The 17,435-nt window shown below is 33.6% G+C and carries 20 protein-coding genes; 5 read left to right on the plus strand and 15 right to left on the minus strand.

The genetic code is table 11. From position 1 onward, the window contains the following. Positions 1-7: 7 nt before the first annotated feature. The 4 genes from H9D55_RS07895 to H9D55_RS07910 all read right to left on the minus strand — a co-directional run bounded on the left by H9D55_RS07895 (position 8) and on the right by H9D55_RS07910 (position 2,272). Positions 8-514, minus strand: a complete 507-nt coding sequence (locus tag H9D55_RS07895; protein WP_186078380.1) for an acyl-CoA thioesterase — start codon at positions 512-514, stop codon at positions 8-10. A gap of 59 nt (positions 515-573) precedes the next feature. Then, complete coding sequence (locus H9D55_RS07900) at positions 574-756, minus strand: hypothetical protein (protein ID WP_186078413.1); 183 nt, start codon at positions 754-756, stop codon at positions 574-576. A 73-nt stretch (positions 757-829) separates the two neighbouring features. Further along, complete coding sequence (locus H9D55_RS07905; RefSeq protein WP_186078382.1) at positions 830-2,059, minus strand: aminopeptidase; 1,230 nt, start codon at positions 2,057-2,059, stop codon at positions 830-832. Positions 2,060-2,074: 15 nt separating this feature from the next. Then, positions 2,075-2,272 carry a DUF1128 family protein gene (locus H9D55_RS07910; RefSeq protein WP_186078384.1) on the minus strand — a complete coding sequence of 66 codons (198 nt, stop codon included), beginning with the start codon at positions 2,270-2,272 and terminating at the stop codon, positions 2,075-2,077. A gap of 143 nt (positions 2,273-2,415) precedes the next feature. Between H9D55_RS07910 and H9D55_RS07915 the strand changes: the two genes are divergently transcribed. The 3 genes from H9D55_RS07915 to H9D55_RS07925 are packed head-to-tail and all read left to right on the plus strand — an operon-like array spanning position 2,416 to position 4,366. After that, positions 2,416-2,736 carry a YtxH domain-containing protein gene (locus tag H9D55_RS07915; protein WP_186078386.1) on the plus strand — a complete coding sequence of 107 codons (321 nt, stop codon included), beginning with the start codon at positions 2,416-2,418 and terminating at the stop codon, positions 2,734-2,736. A 50-nt stretch (positions 2,737-2,786) separates the two neighbouring features. Next, entirely contained in the window at positions 2,787-3,806 is a 1,020-nt protein-coding gene (locus tag H9D55_RS07920; RefSeq protein WP_186078388.1) for a YihY/virulence factor BrkB family protein, read from the plus strand. Continuing rightward, positions 3,803-4,366, plus strand: a complete 564-nt coding sequence (locus H9D55_RS07925; protein WP_186078390.1) for a beta-class carbonic anhydrase — start codon at positions 3,803-3,805, stop codon at positions 4,364-4,366. Before H9D55_RS07920 ends, H9D55_RS07925 begins: the two co-directional genes overlap by 4 nt. 31 nt (positions 4,367-4,397) lie before the next feature. Here H9D55_RS07925 and map read toward each other — a convergent pair whose 3' ends face one another. Continuing rightward, positions 4,398-5,150 carry a type I methionyl aminopeptidase gene (map, locus tag H9D55_RS07930; RefSeq protein ID WP_186078392.1) on the minus strand — a complete coding sequence of 251 codons (753 nt, stop codon included), beginning with the start codon at positions 5,148-5,150 and terminating at the stop codon, positions 4,398-4,400. A 54-nt stretch (positions 5,151-5,204) separates the two neighbouring features. Beyond that, the gene (gene dinB / locus H9D55_RS07935; protein ID WP_186078411.1) at positions 5,205-6,275 is read right to left on the minus strand and encodes a DNA polymerase IV; all 1,071 of its coding nucleotides are present in this window, start codon (positions 6,273-6,275) and stop codon (positions 5,205-5,207) included. Between the two features lie 108 nt (positions 6,276-6,383). Here dinB and H9D55_RS07940 point away from each other — a divergent pair, with 108 nt between their 5' ends. Further along, complete coding sequence (locus H9D55_RS07940; RefSeq protein WP_186078394.1) at positions 6,384-7,400, plus strand: NAD(P)/FAD-dependent oxidoreductase; 1,017 nt, start codon at positions 6,384-6,386, stop codon at positions 7,398-7,400. 124 nt (positions 7,401-7,524) lie between these two features. Here H9D55_RS07940 and H9D55_RS07945 read toward each other — a convergent pair whose 3' ends face one another. From H9D55_RS07945 to H9D55_RS07955, 3 genes are all read right to left on the minus strand, one after another. Continuing rightward, entirely contained in the window at positions 7,525-8,025 is a 501-nt protein-coding gene (locus H9D55_RS07945; protein ID WP_186078396.1) for a hypothetical protein, read from the minus strand. Positions 8,026-8,159: 134 nt separating this feature from the next. Continuing rightward, the gene (locus H9D55_RS07950) at positions 8,160-8,579 is read right to left on the minus strand and encodes a universal stress protein (RefSeq protein WP_186078398.1); all 420 of its coding nucleotides are present in this window, start codon (positions 8,577-8,579) and stop codon (positions 8,160-8,162) included. A gap of 28 nt (positions 8,580-8,607) precedes the next feature. After that, on the minus strand, positions 8,608-10,053 hold the full coding sequence (locus tag H9D55_RS07955; RefSeq protein ID WP_186078400.1) for a SulP family inorganic anion transporter: 1,446 nt from the start codon (positions 10,051-10,053) through the stop codon (positions 8,608-8,610). 215 nt (positions 10,054-10,268) lie between these two features. Here H9D55_RS07955 and H9D55_RS07960 point away from each other — a divergent pair, with 215 nt between their 5' ends. After that, positions 10,269-10,589 carry a hypothetical protein gene (locus H9D55_RS07960; protein WP_186078402.1) on the plus strand — a complete coding sequence of 107 codons (321 nt, stop codon included), beginning with the start codon at positions 10,269-10,271 and terminating at the stop codon, positions 10,587-10,589. Positions 10,590-10,649: 60 nt separating this feature from the next. On the opposite strand, the gene H9D55_RS07965 is transcribed toward H9D55_RS07960, so the two are convergent. The 6 genes from H9D55_RS07965 to pgaC form a co-directional block, all read right to left on the minus strand. Then, positions 10,650-11,975 carry an MATE family efflux transporter gene (locus tag H9D55_RS07965; RefSeq protein ID WP_186078404.1) on the minus strand — a complete coding sequence of 442 codons (1,326 nt, stop codon included), beginning with the start codon at positions 11,973-11,975 and terminating at the stop codon, positions 10,650-10,652. A 192-nt stretch (positions 11,976-12,167) separates the two neighbouring features. Continuing rightward, positions 12,168-12,977 carry a TspO/MBR family protein gene (locus tag H9D55_RS07970; protein ID WP_186078406.1) on the minus strand — a complete coding sequence of 270 codons (810 nt, stop codon included), beginning with the start codon at positions 12,975-12,977 and terminating at the stop codon, positions 12,168-12,170. Between the two features lie 460 nt (positions 12,978-13,437). After that, positions 13,438-14,469 (minus strand): acyltransferase family protein, encoded by a 1,032-nt coding sequence (locus H9D55_RS07975; protein WP_186078408.1) that lies wholly within the window; start codon positions 14,467-14,469, stop codon positions 13,438-13,440. Position 14,470: 1 nt separating this feature from the next. Continuing rightward, positions 14,471-15,283: an intercellular adhesin biosynthesis polysaccharide N-deacetylase gene (gene icaB, locus H9D55_RS07980; RefSeq protein WP_186078409.1), complete on the minus strand. Its 813-nt coding sequence runs from the start codon at positions 15,281-15,283 to the stop codon at positions 14,471-14,473. Next, positions 15,267-15,578 carry an intracellular adhesion protein IcaD gene (gene icaD, locus H9D55_RS08255; RefSeq protein WP_186078410.1) on the minus strand — a complete coding sequence of 104 codons (312 nt, stop codon included), beginning with the start codon at positions 15,576-15,578 and terminating at the stop codon, positions 15,267-15,269. The genes icaB and icaD overlap by 17 nt, the downstream gene beginning before the upstream one ends. Continuing rightward, entirely contained in the window at positions 15,542-16,786 is a 1,245-nt protein-coding gene (gene pgaC, locus H9D55_RS07990; protein WP_235963147.1) for a poly-beta-1,6-N-acetyl-D-glucosamine synthase, read from the minus strand. The genes icaD and pgaC overlap by 37 nt, the downstream gene beginning before the upstream one ends. Between the last annotated feature and the right edge of the window lie 649 nt (positions 16,787-17,435).

The following is a 17,435-nucleotide window of genomic DNA, read 5'->3' on the forward strand; positions in this document are numbered from 1 at the left end:
CAATCACCTAAAATAAATCTTTCGCAATGTACTCCGATAATTCTTTAGTATGCTCTAAACGGGCCTTTCTTCTTTCAACACGTTTACTTGCGCTATCAATCAAGAATTGGAGTGCTTCAGAATCACACTCGATTCCAGGCACTGGTTTAGATTTTCCATTGTCATCTAACGCTACAAAAGTAATGAAACAAAATCCAGTTAAGATTGGTTTAGAATCTTCAGTTAAACTTTCCTTAGATACTTTTACCATGACTTCCATAGATGAACGTCCAGTTCCAGTAATCACTCCTTCTAACATTACAACTTCACCGAGATCAATTGGCGCTAAGAAATCCATTGAATCAATCGACGCAGTAACAACGTTTGATCGGCAATGACGTCTTGCAGTAATTGCTGCAACATCATCTATGTATGCAAGTAGCTTTCCACCAAAAATGGTGTGGTGGCTGTTCGTATCTGATGGGAAAACAATCGCACTTTTTACTGTGTAAGACTCCGACATTTTTTTAATCATAATTTCCACCTATTCTTAAAATAATTGAAAAAAAGAGGAGAACGTGTCTCCTCTCCTTGTTAAATGGGTCTATCTAATGCTTCTTGTTTTGTATCCACTGTAATTGCATCTTGGCTGTGGAATGCTTTTGATAGGAAGTAAAACAATACCCCTGCAAAGCCTAAGATAGCAACCATGAACGCTATTAGAATGAGTGTGCTCATTGCGTATCCGAAAAATCCAAATGACTCAAATGCTTCCATTTTGGCAGCCCCCTATATTCATATATACTTACATTCATTTTAACATAATTTAGACACAATATACATGAGTTTTTTAAAATGCCCAATCACCTTTAGTAAAGATTGCAGTTTCAGTACCGTCTTTCTCAATCCCAGTGATATCTAAGTCAGCACTCCCGATCATGAAATCCACATGTGTGATCGAGTCATTAATGCCTTCTTTTTCTAATTCTTCACGTGACATTTCTTTACCACCATCAACACTGAATGCATATCCCGAGCCTAATGCGATGTGGCATGATGCGTTCTCATCATAAAGTGTGTTGTAGAATAATGTGCCCGTGTTAGAAATTGGTGAATCATCCGGTACGAGAGCGACTTCACCTAAGAATCGCGCACCCTCGTCTGTTTCTAAAATATTTTCTAAGATTTCGTAACCAACACCCGCTTCAAAATCAACGACTTTTCCGTCTTCAAATGTTAATTTAAAGTCATCTATGATATTACCACCATGAGATAAAGGTAAAGTGTTAGAAACGTATCCATTAACACCTGTTTTCTTAGGTGCTGTAAACACTTCTTCAGTAGGCATATTTGCCATGAAGTCACGACCATCACTATCTTTACTAGATGCACCAGCCCATAGATGTTTCTCAGGTAACTCTATTGTTAAATCTGTTCCAGGAGAAACGAATCTTAGTGCGTGGAATTTTTTACCGTTTAAATAATCTACTTTTTCGTGTAGATTTTTGTCATGTTGTAACCAAGCTTCAACAGGATTATCCTGATCTGCACGGACTGTGTATAGAATTAAATCAAGTAATTTCTCAACGGCTTTTTCTTCTTCTAAGTCTGGATAAACAAGTTTCGCCCACTCAGGTGAAGGATAACCAGCAACACACCATGAATGATAATCTGATTGCGAACGAGCAGAGAATTCCTTTAATGCTGTACCATTAGCAATTTGCATCTTGCGTAACTTCATTGGGTCAATCCCTTTTAATAATTCAGGTGAACTAGAAATTAAGCTTAAGAAACCAGCTTTCTCATTGCTGTAGTGCATTCTCTCTTCAACAATCCAGTCGTGTACTGTAGCAAGTTCATCTTCACTGCGATTTTCAACGTTCATGCGTTGAATTTTATCATCAGAAAGATTTACTTTAACTTCAGAAGCCCCACGATCATAAGCAACTTCTACTACTTTTCTAACAAGCGGTAACGCATCAGTTGTTGCATTTATAAACATACGCTTACCTTCATTGATGTTTAAACCAACATCTACTAATAATTCAGCATAATTTTGTAACTTTTGATTTAATTCCATACTTACACCCCTTGATTAATTTCGTAAATTTTTAAGTTCGTCGAGAATCATTGTTGTTTCTTGTGGTGAAAATTTATTACGGCTAGAAACAAACTCATGAACCTCTTTTATTTTAACATAATTATCTTCACTAAAATCTTTTGCCTTAAGAATACCTTTGTTAACTACGTTAAGGTTTTCCTCGATATCCTCTAGCATTTTACTTATATCCATTAGACCCCTCCTACAAGATTATATGGTTTCATTTTAACAAAGTTAGCCATAATGTAGGAATTTTTATTGGTTTTAGTTTGAAAAATAGCTAAAATGGATATATCTAAGGTAGATTAGTAATAATACTTGAGGAGTAGATAAGAATGAAAAACAAATTATTACCAGCAGTTCTACTTGGTGCATTTGTCGGCGGACTCGTTAGCTTAGTTGATAAATCGACAAGAGAGAATGTTATTTCTGGTTCTAAGAAAGCCGTGTCTTTCGCTAAGAATCCAGATGAGTTAAAGAACCAATTCTCTAACGCATCAAATGAACCATCTAAATTCGAACAAATTAAAGAAGAGATTCTTTTCTGGAAAGATACGATAGAAGAGATTCGTAGAAACAACCCAGAGCTTGAGCAATCAATCATTGATGCAAAAGATACGTTTATGAAATATAGAGATCAAAAACATTTAAACTAGAATTAAGGGCGTATCATTACGCCCTTTTCTTTTTTACAGGAGGGAAAGTAATGTCCTATGAAGATAACGAAAAGTATTTAAAAAAGATTAAAGAGAAGACTGAAGAAAAGAAGAAAGAACTCCAAAAGAAAGATACATTCGTCGATTATGTAGAATTCAAGTCAATTCCAAATAAGAAGAATGGAACGCTATACTTATCTCAAGTAAACCGTCCTGTTAATTTAAAAGATAACGCAGGCTTTGTTGGGAAACTTTTATTTAGATTCAGTAAAGATAATACGACTGGAATGGCAGCGCAGCTCGCATATTATTTCTTACTTGCGATATTCCCTGCCCTAATATTCTTATTATCCATTGTGCCGATGTTTAACGTTGATGCAGATAACTTAACGAACATGATCAACCAATATGCACCAGAACAAATTTCGGGTTTGCTCGATGGTATTATAAATGAAGTAATGAATACAAAATCTGGGGGTCTATTCTCTATTGGGTTAATTTTAACGCTTTGGTCAGCGTCAAATGGTATGAATCAATTAATGAACGCATTCAACGTTGCTTATGATATTGAGGATACAAGAAATCCAATTGTAGCAAGAATTTTATCAGTAATATTTACTATTCTACTTGCACTCGCAGTAGTTGGTACATTCGTATTCACAATTTTAGGTGACTCAATAGGAAACTTCATGTTTGGCAGTATTGGACTCGATGAAGAATTCCAATGGATTTGGAATTTAGTCCGTACAGTATTACCTGTGATCATTGTATTTATTGTCTTTTTACTTGTTTACACACTTGCTCCAAGCATCAAAGTAAAGCTTAAATCAGTGATTCCAGGAACGCTATTCTCAACGATTGTGTTCCTATTAATTTCAGCTGGCTTTGGATTCTATGTTTCTAACTTTAGTAACTATACTGCAACTTACGGTAGTATTGCAGGTGTGATTATTTTAATTTTTTGGTTATATATAACCTCGATCGTGCTAATTCTAGGTGCTCAAATTAACTCACTGATACACAAAAAAATTGTTTCAAAGAAAACTGACCAGAAGGTATACAGCGTATGACTTTATTGAATGAATTACTCGAGTATAATACTCAATTTGTGAAAGAGAAAAAATTTCTAGAGTATGCGACTACCAAAACGCCTAATAGGAAATTACTAATTGTTTCGTGTATGGATACGCGTTTAACGGAACTATCATTAAAAGCACTTGGCTTAAAAAATGGTGACATCAAACAGGTTAAAAACGCAGGAGCAGTTATTTCTCACCCATACGGAAGTACGATGCGTAGTATTTTAGTTGGAGTTTATCAGTTAGATGTAGACGAAGTTATTATCATGGGACATCATGATTGTGGATTTGGTGCTTTAAAACCAGAGCCAATTATTGAAGAGATGAAAAATCGTGGTATCAATAATGAAATTTTTAAAACCTTGAAACACTCGGGCATAGAAGTATATGACTGGCTTAAAGGATTTGAAAGCGTACAAGAAAGCGTACAAGCGGGTGTCAAAAATGTTAAAAACCATCCACTTATGGACGACAGTGTCCCAATTCATGGTCTTGTAATGGATCCTGAAACTGGAAAAGTTGATCTAATCGTAAATGGCTATGAGTATTAAAAAGTTCGCACAAAGTTTTGTGCGAACTTTTTTAGTCTACTTCTGTTAGTAATTCCGGACCGTCTTTAGTTACTAAAACTGTGTGCTCTTTTTGTGCAACAAAACTGCCATCGTTAGTTTCAAATGCCCAGTCGTCTTTTCCGTCTGTAACAAATGTTGCGTTAGAACTAATAAATGGCTCCACTGCTAGTACCATACCTTCACGTAGAATAGATTTGTCTGCAGGATCAAAATAATTTAGAACGTGTTTTGGATCTTCGTGTAAGCTACGTCCAACACCATGACCTGTTAAGTTCTTGATTACAGTTAAACCATTTTTGCGTGCTGTATTATGCACTGCACGTCCGATTTGCGAGACTTTTGCACCTGGTTTTACTTTCTTCATTGCCTCTTCAAACGCCATTTCACACACATCGATGACGCGCTGTCTTTTATCGTTTGTAGATTCACCAGCAATAAATGATAATCCAGTGTCTGCGTAAAAACCATTCTTGGTTGCAGAAACATCGATATTTACAAGATCTCCAGATTCAATGATACGTGATCCAGGAATACCATGTGCAACTTCCTCATTGATGCTGATACACGTATATCCAGGAAAGTCGTATTCATTGCTTGGCGCACTCACTGCCCCATATTCTTCTAATTTCTTGCCTGCAAATTCGTCGACCTCTTTCGTCGTCATACCTACTTCAGTAAATTGAATTGTTTCTTTTAAAACACGGCCACATATTTGACCGATTTCCTTCATTCCTTGATACTCTTCGTCTGTCTTAATGATCAATTTTTAACCCTTCTTTATAAAAAATTCTTTTAATAGTATATCATTCATTGTACATTAGATAAAATCATAGATTGTCATATTCCTATAAACGCGTGTCTCTAAACCAGATACTGTAACCCCAATCAATCGTACTTGTGCCATTGGATCTTTCAAATCCATGTATAACTTCGATGCAAACTCATAGATTTCATCCGTATTATTTACGGGATTCATTAACATCGTTTGTTTTGTATGCGTCGTAAAATCATTATTTCTCAATTTCACTGTGATGACCCTTCCTACAATATCTCTTTCTTTTAAACGAACGCTGACTTGTTCTGATAAAGATAGTAACACTCTGAGTAATTCTTCGTCTTCATTTCGGTCGTAGCTAAACGTGATTTCCTTGCCAATGCTCTGACGTACTCTATCTTTTTTAAGTATTGCTGTTCCTATACCACGTACTTTGTTATAGAGACTCTCACCACGTTTACCGAATTCTAGTATGAGCGCATCTTTGGACCAACCGTACAGGTCTTTTCCTGTGTAAATACCTTTAGACTTCATAATTTCTTCAGTCACTTTCCCTACTCCTGGAAATTCGCCAATTTCTAACTTCCATAGCAGTTCTTGAACATTGTCGTAATCAATCACAGTGGTTCCGCTTGGTTTATTCATACCTGAAGCAATCTTTGCTAGATATTTATTGTAAGAAACTCCAGCACTTGAAGTTAGACCTGTTGTTTCATAAATTTTGCTCTGTATTTCAATAGCAATCATTCGCGCAGATTTTTTTCTATTCACGAGATGAGTGATATCGAGATATGCCTCATCCAAACTGAGTGGTTCTACAATATCTGTGTACGATAAAAATATCTCTTTAATCTGAGCAGAGATTTCTTTGTATCTATCAAATCTAGCACGTAAAAAAATACCGTCCGGACATTTTTGATGCGCTACTTTCATTGCCATAGCTGAATGAACGCCGTACTTTCGTGCCTCATAGCTTGCTGTAGACACAACACCACGACTAAAAGACCGGCCACCTACAATTACTGGTTTACCTCTATATTCCTTATTATCGTTTTGTTCTACTTGAGCATAAAATGCATCCATATCTACATGTATGATACGTTTCTCCATAATTTTCACCACTTATATTATATCAAACATAGAACGTGTGTTCTATGTTTGATACTTGAAATATTTACGATAAAAACCTTATACTTTTATAAAAGACGCAGGAGGATTTTTATGATTCATATTATTGGTGGTGGCTTGCAAGGAATGAGCATCGCTTTTTTATTACAAAAGAAAAATATAGAGTCTGTCGTTTACGACAGAAATGATCCTGGTCAGGCAAGTGCTGCATCAGCAGGAATCATTGTTCCTTGGGTCTCACAAAGACGCAACAAACCATGGCTAAAACTCGTGACAGGTGGAGCAAAATACTATCCAGAGTTTATAAAACTTTTAAAAGAACATACACTCCAAGAACCAAAATACAAAAGAAATGGTGCTGTAATATTATTTGATGATGAAAAAAGATTCTCAAAAGCAAGAACAAGAATTGAAGATAAAAAAAAGACGTATCCTGAAATTGGTGAGTTAAATACTAATATCGAGAAGAATTCTGCATTAAGAGAGGGTTTCAGAGGTCTATATGTTTCAGGTGGAGCGCAAATTACTGGGGAAGCGTTATTAAACGCTTTAAAAGATGCGTACGTAAACCTCGGTGGTGTCATTAAAAATAATTCATTTAATGTGGAAGATAGAAATGATTCAGATACATATATCTTTACAACAGGCGCTTGGGGAGTTGAGCAACCATTCGACCCAATAGTTTCACATCAACGTGCGGAAATCTATCATTTTAAGACTCTAAACACGAATTATCAACACCTTCCGGTCATTATGCATCGTAGTCACTATATAGTAAACACAGAATTAAACCATTTTGCCATTGGAACGACACATATAGACACCGATAGCTTTGATATAAGTCCAAGTGAAGAAAATTATCAGTACTTGAAAGGGTTAGTACCAAAATATTTTGGTGAGACGGAATTTGAAGATATTGAAATGAAGGTTGGCCTTCGTCCCTATACTCGAGATTTTCTTCCCTTTATAGGAAAACCCATGAAAAACACATATGCTATTAATGGTCTCGGATCAAGTGGCTTGACTGCCGCACCTTATATTGCAAAAAATATTGTAAATCACATTTTAACAGGTCAATGTGATTTAGATCTTACTCACTATGACTATTGAAAAGTGCTGTATAAGTGGTCACCTCTACTTATATAGCACTTTTTAATCTGATTACCTACTTCGAAACCTTTGAATTAAGAAATTAAACAACACTCATACATTCGTAAGATTATCACTGAATTCTCTAAAGGTATTTTTTCAATGGAATATCTTCACGTTTATATAATTTAAACATAAAGTACATCATGATTAGGACGCTTATTTCATAACGTTCTGCATTATCATTTAATACAATTTCGTCATCTGTAATTCTACCGATAATCGTGTTATTCTTTATCATTTCTACAACACCTGTCGCATTTTCTTTAAACACATAAAGTGTCTCATTAATGATACCATCGACTCGGAAGTTCATAATGTTATGAATTTTTCTTTCTCTTAATTTAAATTTTTCTCCTCTAAAGATCATGCGATACCGCGCGACATTCATATCTTTAAAACGGCGTTTTTTAAGACCTAGGAAGTAAGTGTCATTATCTTTAAAAGTAAACGTATAACTATTTTTCTCATCAAATCCCGCTTCGTTTGATAATTTTACTTCACCTATACGGTTATCCGCTTCATCAGTAATATATACATTACGCTTATTATGTCGCTTATCTAATTCCCAATAATAATGTCTCATTCCGCTCACCATCCTTAATGCTATTATACATAAAATAGATCGTCTCATATAAATTTAATTAAAATTAACCATTATATTAAATATTAGTATTTATCTCTAATAAAAATCCTCTCAAAAAATGAGAGGATAATCTTTTACTTTACAATTAGCACAGGACTTTCTGCACCCTTCATAACCTTATGACTCACACTGCCGAGAACCATTTCTTGAAGTGCATTCAATCCACGACTCCCTAAAATCACCATGTCAATCGATTCGTTATTTGCATGTTCTACAATAATACTTCCCGGATCACCATGTAGCATATAGAGGGTATATGAAATTTTATTTTCTTGTAAATTTGATTCTACAGGCAATATTTTTTTTCGGCGTTCATAATTCAATTCTTCTTTGCCTTGAGCATGTAGGACTTCACTTTTTGTTTTCGAATGATCTGCGACAAAAACAACGTCTATAGAACACTCGGTACATAAATGAGCAATTTTAACCGCTTCTTCAGTTGCACGTAATGAATTTTCTGAGCCATCAACAGCTAAAAGTAACTTATTATACATTATTATATAACCCCCTAATTATTAGGACTTAATCTATATTAGATTTTAAAGTAAATTTATGAAAAATTTCTTTACTCGGATTATCTAATCCAATTATTTTTACAGCGTTATTTTTTTCTTCAAATTTCAATATCACACGATCCACTGCCCCTACGGCTGAATCATCCCATATGTGCGAATTTGAAAAATCAATCGTAATCTCTTGATTCTCTACATTAAAGTCAAATGATTTTAGAAAATCTTCTGTGGAAGCAAAGAACAACTGCCCCTCAACGATGTACATGTCTTTTGCATTTCTTAGTTCACGAGTTACAGTAAGTTTTGAAATTTTAGATACAAAGAAAATTGCACTTAGTATTACACCGGCAATAACGCCTTTAGATAAGTCATTCGTCGCAACGACAATTCCTACTGTAACGAGCATTACAATCGCATCGCTTCTAGGAGCTTTTTTTAGATAAGTAAATGAAGACCAGTCAAAAGTACCTATCGATACCATAATCATTACACCAACTAATACAGGCATAGGGATTTGTATCACTAGTTCCCCCAATACGATAATTAAAAACATCAAGAAGCTACCTGCTACAAATGTAGAGAGTCTGCCACGCCCACCTGATTTCACATTAATTACAGATTGTCCAATCATCGCGCATCCTGCCATACCTCCGAAGAACCCTGTAATCACATTCGCAATACCTTGACCTCTGGACTCTTTATTTTTATCACTTTCTGTATCTGTCATATCATCAACGATAGATGCAGTAAGCAACGACTCTAATAAACCTACTATTGCGAGTGCAATTGAGAATGGAAGAACAATTAAAAGTGTTTCAAATGTAAAGGGTACATTAGGTATAAAGAATTCCGGAAGTGATTGAGTAATCACTCCAAGATCACCCACTGTACGTAACTCTACATTTGTATACAATGCTATAGCTGTTAAAGAGATTATCGCGATTAATGGTGCCGGAATTGCTTTGAAAAATCGAGGCAACACATAAATTATCAACAGTGTCACAGCTACAAATAAATACGTTAAGTTAGAAATACCAACGAAATGTGGTACTTGAGCCATGAAAATCAAAATTGCTAAAGCGTTCACGAATCCAATCATTACTGCGCGTGGAATAAACTTCATTAATTTTGCGATTTTTAATACTCCAAATAATATCTGAATAACCCCGGTCAGTATTGTTGCAATAAGTAAATAATCCAAGCCATGCTCTCTGACAAGCGGTGCCATCACTAGTGCCATAGCACCTGTTGCTGCAGAAATCATACCTGGTCTTCCACCAACAAATGAAATAGTTACAGCAATAATAAATGATGCATATAGTCCTACCATTGGATCTACACCCGCAATAATTGAGAACGCAATCGCCTCAGGAATTAATGCGAGAGCAACAACAATACCCGCTAAGATATCTGCACGGATATTCGAAAACCATTCTTTCTTTATTTTATCTACCAATATAAATACACACCTCTTCTTTTATAATAAAATTAATTCAACTTTCTATACTTAACGAATCCATCAGATTAATACATCAAGCAGAAAAAACTAACGCAGTAAATTATAATATATTACGTTAGCTTTTTCAGTAATAACCAATATATTCATGATCTATAATTAATTATTTCTAACGGATTTATGATACAATCATATGACTATAGGAGTTGTCTCATATGGCATTAGGATTATTAGAAATATTATTTATAGCATTAGTTGTTATTGCATTAATTGCTCAACGTTTTCTATATAAAAACAACTCACCTTCATTAAAGGGTGTCTTTATATGGAATGTAGTACTAACTTTTCTAATTTCTTATCTTGCATTCACTTCATTACCAGAAAACTATCATATTCAAAGAAGCTTAGCAGTCTTATGGAGCATAGTTGCAATAATTGCTACTATAATTAAATTTAGCTTTCCCAAACTTTTAGTAGTAAGTAAATTAGTTTTATCTATAGCTCTTTTAGGGAGTTTAATTCATTTATTATTTTAAAAAAGCAGATGTGCATTGCACATCTGCTTTTTTTGTTAAGTTAAATGTTTATATTCAATTTTAATCGCGTGCTTTTTGATAATAAATGATTGTGATTAAAACAATAAACTCAGATAGTGGGATAGCCAACCACACTCCGTTTAAACCAAATATACGAGGTAAAATCGCGAGAATTATTAGTAATAAAATAATTTCTCGAGCAGAAGTTATCCATATTGCCATCCGTATTTGTCCGATAGATTGATAATACGTCATCATAACAAAGTTTATCCCCATAAATAGATAGGCAATAAAAAATAATTTAATTCCTGGTATCGCAATCGCTCTAACTTCACTTGGGAAATTCCCAAATAAATCAACCATCGGTCCCGATGCATTTAGACCAATAAAGAAAAATAATATACCTGCACCAAGTGACGTCCAAATCGCTAATCGCAGTGTCACCGTCATCTTATGATTATCCTTCGCACCATAATAATAGCTTATTAGGGGCTGTATTGCCCCACCCATACCAAGGAATAATAAAAGCATCACACTATGTACATAATTTAATACTGCGAATGCAGATACACCATCAGTCCCTGCAAGATACTTAAAAGTTACATTATGTGAGATCGTGAAAACTGAAAACCCAACTTCAGATAGAAAGCTTGGAAATCCGATCACTAGTAATGTCGCCAACAACTTATAGTCAAACTTAAACCGTACGAAACGTAAGTTACTTTCTTTTTTAAAAAAATGCATACTCAAAATGACTATTCCAATCGCTGCACCAATTACAGTTGCTGCAGCCGCACCTTTAACACCATAGTCTAATTTGAAAAGAAATATATAGTTTAAAGCAATATTTACAAGTGATGTTATTACAAGAGCAACCATAGATAAATTCGGTCCCCCATCGTTTCTAACCATCACACTAAAAACATTTTCAATAGTAAATATAAAACCAAATATTAACATAATACTCATATAATCAGCTACATACACATATGTGTCAGAATTCGCACCTAAAGCATATGCGAGTTTAATCTGATTGATATATGCAACGATCGCAATAATAAGTGTCACTATAAAAATAGATGTAATGGCATTCGAAAAAACGATACGTGCTTCTTCTGTTCGCTTTGCACCCATTTCAATTGAGTACTTTGTCGCTGCACCAATACCAATCCATAATGACGTTGCTACAAATATGGTATACACAGGAACGGCTATACCCACTCCAGCAAGTGCAACAGAACCCAAACGATTCCCAACCATGATACCATCGATGACTATATTAACAGCCATCAGCATCATACCAACTATCGACGGTATCAAATATCTTACGAATGATTTACCTACAGACTCCGTATCTAAACGATTCAACACCGGGTGGTTATTCATACACACACTTCCTTATGAATTATAAAAACTAAAAAAACACCTATTTTACTTTTTAAAAAATAGATGTTAAAAATTACCAGTTTTTTAGGATATATAGGGAGTTAAAAATGATTTAAAGATAGTATAAGGCATTCTATTTAAAAATATCTCTATTATACTCCTTGCTACATAACACCCTTATACTAGAAAGTTCTATGCATTACTCTTCGGGAATATTGCAAATTTATTTTTAATAAACGTAATAATAATCGCTACAATAAATATACCAATTCCAATTAGCAACATGGTTTGAATTACTTCGTCCATTGAAGACTTTATACTTCCGCTACTATAAGAATTATAAATTCCCCAAAATGCCCAAGCCAGACTAATTGGAAACACTGCATTTTTATATAGCAATAGATAAGATAGTGTGAGTACTATAGCAACTATAATCATAATCATTGCCCAAACACTATCAGGTATTCCGAACCCACCCCAATTCTGTTGGACTAAAAATATAGCCACATTTAAAATCGAAGCAATAAAAACCCAAGCACCATAAAGAGTAAAAGCGATACCCGTTAAAGTATAAGGGATTTCTTCTCGACTTTTATATATCTTTTCAACGATGAGTAGTATTACAACCACCATACCTAAAATAAATAGCGTCGATAACCCAACCTTCTCATAAGAAAATGCAATAATCCAACCCATGTTTAAAATACAACTCAAAATAAATAAAGGTGAAATTTCATTAATCAATTGACTAATCATAATTTCTTTTCTTTTAACAAAAAAATAAATGAGTGAGATCAGTATTAAAGTATAGATAACGCCCCATATAGAAAAAGCAAAACCAGCTGGCGTTAATAATGTCGTATATTTATCCGACACATCTTTCTGTCCCATCCCATTAAAAAATCCTGTTGAACCAAGATAATTAATACCTAACATAGCAAAAAAGAAAACAAGATTTAAAGTAATCCAAATAGATGTCGATCTTTTAATTTTTTCAACCATTTTAGTACCTCCTTTAATACCATAATTTTATTTAATATTATTTTCAAATCTAATTATGTTATACCCTAAATTATTAAACACACACGTGACAAAGATTATTAATTTATTTATCAAACAGACAGATAAAAGAAGTTCATGTCCATGCAAAAATAGAAACACCTACAAAAAAGTGTTTTTAAATAGATTTAATTAATTTGTTGCAGATTCTTCGACATGTTTCTGTTATCCAATTGCCTCATTTACAGATTATGAATAGAAAGCTCCTCTTAAATAATGCTGCTTAGAAATAACGGTTCATTATCCTTATCTTAGTCATTGACCACCAAAAATCACTACTCTATTTAGTTTTCAAAAAAAGCAGTCTTATAAACGTTCGTTTATAAGACTGGGATATATTTAACTCATCTTTTATACAAAAACTTTCTAATTCATTGAGTTATAAATTATTACATTAATATCATTACTTATATGGTTGAGTACCCATAATATATTTGAAGATCTTAAATGACCTGAGTATACTACCGAGACCGATACATACACTAAATGTCAATACAACAGAAGTTAATATAAACAGAAACGTACTATCTTCAAAGCGTTCAGTATAATTATAAATATACTGAATAACATTCGGATGGAACAAATAGATAAAAAATGAATACATGCTTATTAGTGATACGACTTCAACCATTATTCCTTCGCTTTTGATACTGACATGGATAACATATAAAAATGCAATTATACTATAGAGTAAGATATATTCATTAAAGCTAGATACATCAGAATAATTATGACTTCCGAATATAATAAACAACACATATGATACAGTCACTGCGAAAATTAAGATAAGACCATACTGTTCCAGGTAGCCTTTGATCTTATCATAGTGACTACCTATATACGATCCTACAAAATAATAGCCAATCCATCCAAAGATAACCGTATTAGGCTCAAAGAAATACATATCTTCAACCCATTGACTTAGAGCATCATAATGATGATACATATATAGATAGAAAATATTAAAGATAATTGCTATAACTACCGCGATACTAGAAGACAATAACTTGGGCCACAGTTTGACAATTAGTGTGTTGAGTACGAAGAATTTTAAAATGATAAATATAAAATAACCATACCACTGGCCTTTTAGTACATTCTCAATAAACCCTGTAATAAATGGCGTTCGTAAATAGACTGCTTCGCTATAAGTGTAAAATGAACCCATTAACACATAAGGTATAAATACATACTGAATTCGACGTTTAATATAATCTTTGGGTAATTCTTGGAGATTCAATGTGAATATGAGTTGAGTCAACATTAAGAATCCTGCTGTACCGAAAATAAGAAACATTCTCACCCAGTATAACGTCTCAAGCTGTGCTACATCAGTATTATTGGCATTCGTATATTCAGTAAGAATATGTGTGATAACAATAATCGCACATAATATGGCTCTAACATAGTTGAGTTCGTGATTATATTTTTTCATATCAATTAAAACCGTCCCATTTTTTGACTATTTTATCGAATGAATCTCTGGTCATTAATATACGTGGAAGTGTGTAGTTGTCATCATCTACATTAATCGGCACATCTTTAAGAACATATGCATGACGAAACTCTGAACCTCTAAGATATTTTATCGTATCATCATCATACTGTCCGTATGGGTAAGCCAGTGATAAAACTGAAGTACTAAAATTATCTTTAATATAGGATGCACTTGTATTGAGATCTAATGGCATCTCGCCGTGTCTATTTATCAAGTCAGAAGTATCATTTTTAATATTATGCAAATCATGAGTATGGGAATTAAAATGCCAGATACCAGATGCCTCCATGTCCTTTAAAGACTGGAGAGAGATAAGTTTAAAATTATGAAAAGAAGCATCTCCTACATGACCGGTAATTACAAAGCCAGTAGCTGGAATATGACGTTCCTTTAATAATGGATGTGCTAATTTTAAAGTTGACTGATCCATATCATCGAAGTTCACCCACACGCATCTCTTTGGGAAAGCACCATTGGACTTATACTTCATCAACTCTTGTTCTGTGACAAATGTTGCGTTATGCGCAATTAGCCAATCCATTTGTTTTTCGAAATCCGGAACTTTAATAGAATAGAGGTTTAGTTCCTTATTCGAAGTCATCAAACTGACAACCTTCGTAAACCAATTATCTTTAACAAGACGATGATAGTTTAGAGCGAGACACTCTTGCTCTGTCTCTTTGGCTTTTGCATCATGTTGACCCGATAATAAAAGTGTAATAATGAAAATTATGTTAATCCACTTTTTCATGCTTTTTCCTCCATGTCCGAAAACTATAACTGCATAATAAATAAACGGTTATAGTTACTACCAAGATGCCTATAATCATCAACGTACTCTGTAAATCAGTTCTTTCGAGATTAAATATAATACGAAAGAATTGAGATACTTCAAAATCTTGCAAAGAAAACAAAGATAATACAATAAATACGGATAATAAACAATACATCCATAGTACTGTAGAAAGAATAACTAAAAGTGCTTCAGTAACAAAATTAAGTGAAGATTTTACCGTTGGATATTTCCTCTGTCTGGACTTAACCATGTTGCAAATTCTCCTTTCTTACGACGTAACGCCTTAGGAAATGCGCACACAGCCACACAAGCATTAATTAACCAATAGAATGTTGGATACCAACATAAGAAAAACAAATACAAAATATTCTTCTTCTCATATCTACTATCTATAATAAGTGACACCGTAAATTGAAATATGTTCACAGTGGTCAATATAATAGAACCTAGTAAGAGAATATTAAAGTTATAAGCATAAAAATAATAGTCTAAAAAATCAATGTTAATAACAGTGAATACTAGTAGGAATAATACAGAATAGACCCAGAAAATTGAGAGAAACTGTTCTAAGTATAGCAGCCATAAAGGCAAACTTTTTTTCTTAAACATATGCTTAAACTCTCTAAGAACTACCTCATGCCCACCCTGTGCCCATCTAAGACGTTGCTTCCAAATACCACTAAAGGTTTCTGGAACAAGCATCCAACACAATGCACGAGGTTCATAAAGAATTTCAAAACGATTCATATGAAACTTCCAAGACACAGCAATATCTTCCGTGATCATGTCATTATCCCAGTAGCCTACCTCTTTTAATGCAGATTTTCTAAATAATGTAAACACACCTGAAATAGTATTTACATAACCATTCATTGTCTGTGCGCGTTTAATACTTCCAATAATACTTGCATATTCCACAGTTTGAATTTTCCCAAATATAGAGGACTTATTTCTGATTCGAGGGTTACCAGTCACGGCACCTAGTCTAGGAGCTTTTCTGAAGTTTTCTATCATGAAATAAGGCGCGTCATCTTCTATAATAGTATCTGCATCAATACCCATTACGAAATCATATTGAGCCTCCTTAACAGCAGTATTCAGCGCATTGGCTTTCCCTCTATTTTCTTTAAGGTCAATGAACTTGAAATCATAAAGTTCCTTTAAAGCCGTGACCTTCTTAACCGTATCATCACTACTACCATCGTTAATAAGAATAATCTCCTTTTTAGGATAGGATAGATTAAGAACGTTAGTTAGTGTTTCTTCAATCGTTTCTGCTTCGTTATAGCATGGGATCAGAAAGGATATACCCTCAAAAACATCTTTAGTTTGAGGTTCTTTATTAAACTTACGTTCCACTAACAAGTAATAAAGAATCGCACCAACAATCCATACTAATGACATCATTATCGGATAAGCAATAAGGAATGTGCTTAAAAAATTAATAAATACTTTCATAGAGTTTCACTTCTTTTCTAAAGATTTTGCAATTGGTTTCAAAACTTAATATACGTTTGTAATACCCTATAAATATGGATGTTAATTTGAATAATAATATGTTAAATATTATGTGTACTTATAATTAAAATTGTTATAATTATGTTTTGGAATACTTACTCTATTTAAAGATAAGTATTGATTTTATCATAAAATTCTTAATTGACTAACTTATTTCGATAAAAGAATTGAGAATATTAAAAAATATAATATTAAAAAAGGATAAATTTCCGGAGTTTAATTTTAAAAAAATGCATTGGCTTAGTGAGAAAATTTCAGAAGAAGCCAAAAAAGACATTATGAAAATACTTTTACACTAATAGAATGGTGAGCTATTTCTAAAGGTATAGTTAAGACAATGACGAAAGTGCAAGATTTATCAAATAGCAATCAAGAACAAATTGATAATGAAGGAAAACCTAAGAAGTCTAAAGCAAAAGCAATCAAACGTTCAAACGATCTCGAACTGTAACATACATTTATGCTGAGACAACTTTTATAAATTGAATAATATCTCTTGTTTTAATTTTTCGATTTGTTTTTTTTATCAATGAGTATGGCTATTATTAATAATATTGCTATTAATATCAATTTATAAACTGTATTACTC

The organism is Phocicoccus pinnipedialis, from assembly GCF_903994035.1.
In the GTDB taxonomy this organism is placed as follows: Bacteria; Bacillota; Bacilli; order Staphylococcales; family Salinicoccaceae; genus Phocicoccus; species Phocicoccus pinnipedialis.

Coding starts and splice junctions, on each gene's coding strand:
- H9D55_RS07895 (WP_186078380.1), bottom strand. CDS start 514: ATGATTAAAAAAATGTCGGAGTCTTACACAGTAAAAAGTGCGATTGTT.
- H9D55_RS07900 (WP_186078413.1), bottom strand. CDS start 756: ATGGAAGCATTTGAGTCATTTGGATTTTTCGGATACGCAATGAGCACA.
- H9D55_RS07905 (WP_186078382.1), bottom strand. CDS start 2,059: ATGGAATTAAATCAAAAGTTACAAAATTATGCTGAATTATTAGTAGAT.
- H9D55_RS07910 (WP_186078384.1), bottom strand. CDS start 2,272: ATGGATATAAGTAAAATGCTAGAGGATATCGAGGAAAACCTTAACGTA.
- H9D55_RS07915 (WP_186078386.1), top strand. CDS start 2,416: ATGAAAAACAAATTATTACCAGCAGTTCTACTTGGTGCATTTGTCGGC.
- H9D55_RS07920 (WP_186078388.1), top strand. CDS start 2,787: ATGTCCTATGAAGATAACGAAAAGTATTTAAAAAAGATTAAAGAGAAG.
- H9D55_RS07925 (WP_186078390.1), top strand. CDS start 3,803: ATGACTTTATTGAATGAATTACTCGAGTATAATACTCAATTTGTGAAA.
- H9D55_RS07940 (WP_186078394.1), top strand. CDS start 6,384: ATGATTCATATTATTGGTGGTGGCTTGCAAGGAATGAGCATCGCTTTT.
- H9D55_RS07945 (WP_186078396.1), bottom strand. CDS start 8,025: ATGAGACATTATTATTGGGAATTAGATAAGCGACATAATAAGCGTAAT.
- H9D55_RS07950 (WP_186078398.1), bottom strand. CDS start 8,579: ATGTATAATAAGTTACTTTTAGCTGTTGATGGCTCAGAAAATTCATTA.
- H9D55_RS07960 (WP_186078402.1), top strand. CDS start 10,269: ATGGCATTAGGATTATTAGAAATATTATTTATAGCATTAGTTGTTATT.
- H9D55_RS07965 (WP_186078404.1), bottom strand. CDS start 11,975: ATGAATAACCACCCGGTGTTGAATCGTTTAGATACGGAGTCTGTAGGT.
- H9D55_RS07970 (WP_186078406.1), bottom strand. CDS start 12,977: ATGGTTGAAAAAATTAAAAGATCGACATCTATTTGGATTACTTTAAAT.
- H9D55_RS07975 (WP_186078408.1), bottom strand. CDS start 14,469: ATGAAAAAATATAATCACGAACTCAACTATGTTAGAGCCATATTATGT.
- icaB (WP_186078409.1), bottom strand. CDS start 15,283: ATGAAAAAGTGGATTAACATAATTTTCATTATTACACTTTTATTATCG.
- icaD (WP_186078410.1), bottom strand. CDS start 15,578: ATGGTTAAGTCCAGACAGAGGAAATATCCAACGGTAAAATCTTCACTT.
- pgaC (WP_235963147.1), bottom strand. CDS start 16,786: ATGAAAGTATTTATTAATTTTTTAAGCACATTCCTTATTGCTTATCCG.